Origin of the sequence: Cupriavidus phytohabitans, assembly GCF_000426345.1 — a bacterium.
Taxonomy (GTDB): domain Bacteria; phylum Pseudomonadota; class Gammaproteobacteria; order Burkholderiales; family Burkholderiaceae; genus Cupriavidus.
Window position 1 is genome coordinate 1 of the sequence record NZ_AUFE01000192.1, and the last position, 2,507, is coordinate 2,507.

At 63.7% G+C, this 2,507-nt stretch carries 3 protein-coding genes; all 3 read left to right on the forward strand.

Translation table 11 applies throughout. The features are described 5' to 3' along the window. The first annotated feature begins 141 nt into the window (after positions 1-141). Genes K309_RS38875 through K309_RS0134520 form a run of 3 tightly spaced genes read left to right on the forward strand, consistent with a single transcriptional unit; the run spans position 142 to position 2,207 of the window. Positions 142-1,206, forward strand: coding sequence for a Mu transposase domain-containing protein (locus K309_RS38875; RefSeq protein WP_084402714.1), 1,065 nt, complete (start codon positions 142-144; stop codon positions 1,204-1,206). Positions 1,207-1,212: 6 nt separating this feature from the next. Next, complete coding sequence (istB, locus tag K309_RS0134515) at positions 1,213-1,989, forward strand: IS21-like element helper ATPase IstB (RefSeq protein ID WP_029050424.1); 777 nt, start codon at positions 1,213-1,215, stop codon at positions 1,987-1,989. Then, complete coding sequence (locus tag K309_RS0134520) at positions 1,986-2,207, forward strand: hypothetical protein (RefSeq protein WP_029050425.1); 222 nt, start codon at positions 1,986-1,988, stop codon at positions 2,205-2,207. Before istB ends, K309_RS0134520 begins: the two co-directional genes overlap by 4 nt. Positions 2,208-2,507 lie beyond the last annotated feature (300 nt).

Sequence of the window (2,507 nt, forward strand, 5' to 3'; positions counted from 1 at the left end):
CCACAGTATCCAAAGTAGTCCCCGCCAGATTTTGATGGGAACTACTCTGGATAGGTTCGCCTCTCGCGTCTACACGGCCATTAGCGGACGGTTACGGGACACTTCGGCCACCTGGAGATTGGCCGGGCATGGCGGCCGCTGATGGCCTTCGTGATAGTGCTCTCGTACTCGCGCGACATGTATCTGCGCTTCTTCCTCGATGCCCGCATGGAGAACTTCCTGCGCGGCCACGTCGGCGCCTTCGTGCATTGGGGTGGGCTCGGCAAGGTCATCCTCTACGACAACCTCAAGAGCGCTGTGCTCGAGCGCCAGGGCGACGCAATTCGCTTCCACCCGACGCTGCTCTCGTTTGCCGGGCATTACCGGTTCGAGCCCCGTCCAGTGGCGGTGGCGCGGGGCAATGAGAAAGGCCGCGTGGAACGGGCGATTCGCCATATACGGGAAGCCTTCTTCGCCGCACGACACTTTACCGATCTGGACGATCTGAACGCGCAGGCTGAGCATTGGTGCCGCCACCAGGCGGCCGACCGGCCGTGTCCGGAGGATCGCACTATGACGGTACGCGAAGCCTTCGCCCAAGAGCAACCGCTACTGCTGCCGCTGCCGGACAACCCATACCCCGTGGAAGAGCAGCTCGCGGTCAAGGTCGGCAAGACACCGTACGTGCGCTTCGACTTGAACGACTACTCGATCCCGCACACGCATGTGCGCCGCACGCTGACGGTGCGCGCCGATCTGGAGCAGGTCCGTGTGCTCGACGGCATTGAGGTGATCGCCAGCCATCGCCGCAGCTATGACCGCGATGCGCAGATCGAGCTACCGGCGCACATCCGCGAACTCGAAGATTACAAGCGACAGGCCCGCCAGCATCGTGGCGTCAACAGCCTGACCAAGGCCGTGCCGGCCAGCCAGTTGCTGCTCACGCGCGCGGCTGAGCGCGGCGCGAACCTCGGTGCGCTCACTAACGCATTGCTGCGCCTGCTCGATCGCTACGGCGCGCCCGAGTTACAGGCTGCGGTCGAAGACGCGCTTGCCGCCGGCGTGCCGCACACGAACGCCGTGCGTGCCGCGCTGGAGCGCCGGCGCGCTGCGCGCGGCACGCCGCCGCCGGTCGCTATGGACCTGCCCGAACATGTGCGGCGCAAGGACACGCCGGTGCAGCCGCACCGGCTCGATACCTACGATCAACTGACCAGAGGAAAATGAATGATCATGAACCTCGCTGACTCCCTGCGCGCACGCGCGCAAGCCTTGCGCCTGAACGGGCTAGTGGAGCACTGGTCCGAGGTGGGCGATGCCGACTGGGTCGCCCCGCTCATCCAGTGGGAAGAACACGAGCGCGCCCACCGCTCGCTGCAGCGGCGCGTGCGTGCCGCGCGGCTGGGCAGGTTCAAGGCCTTGAGCGACTTCGACTGGAAATGGCCCGAACGCATCGATCGCGTGGCCATCGAGGAGCTGATGTCACTCGCCTTCCTCAAGGAGGCGACCAACGTGGTGTTCATTGGCCCGAACGGTGTGGGCAAGTCGACGCTGGCACAGAACGTGGCACACCAGGCGCTCATCCATGGCCACACAGTACTGTTCACCTCCGCTGGGCAAATGCTCGGTGAGTTGGCGGCGCTCGACAGCGACTCCGCCTTGCGCAAACGCCTGCACCGCTACGCCGCGCCAGACGTGCTGCTGATCGATGAAGTCGGCTACCTCTCGTACTCGAACCGTCATGCCGACCTGCTGTTCGAGCTGATCAGCCGCCGCTATGAGACCCGCAGTACGATCGTCACCACCAACAAGCCGTTTGGGCAATGGTCGGAGGTGTTCCCAAACGCCGCCTGTGTCGTCTCGCTGGTCGACAGGTTGGTGCATCGCGCTGAGGTCATCGCGATTGAGGGCGAGTCCTATCGCCTGAAGGAAGCGCGCGAGCGCACCGAGGTCCGCTCTCGACAGCGGGCAGCGAAGAAGGTCATCACGGAAAAAGGAGCCTCTGAATGAGCCACACCCCGTTGCCCCCCTCGGGCCGCCGGCGCGGCTTGCCGTTCATCGTGCCTGATGACTGGACCCCCGAGCAGGCACTCGCCGTGTTCGAACTGCTTGACGATCTGCGCGAAGTCGTCAGTTCGTACTACGCGTGCCAGATCCAGGACCTGACTCGGCAAGACCGTCAGACCCATCACCATCCGCCGGACGACGAACCGCACGACCCGTTCTGACGTCCGCCGCGCGCATCACATCGATTCGAAACCAAAGGGGCCTGCGGCCCCTTTATTGTTGAGCGTTACGCTCAACCTTGCGCCGCCGTTTATGAGCGGTTTTACACCGCCGCTAACATAGGTCGTTCCGTCGGACGCTGAAACCCGTTTGCCTCGGTACCTATCGACAAGGGTAGCAATTTGCTGCTGCTCTTGCCTGGCCCGGACCTTCGCTGCCAGCACTTCGTCTTCACGCACTTTCCGCGGAGATAAAGTCAAATCTGGTGTACGAAGGTTGATCGTGGCCGGTTCTCAGGCGGC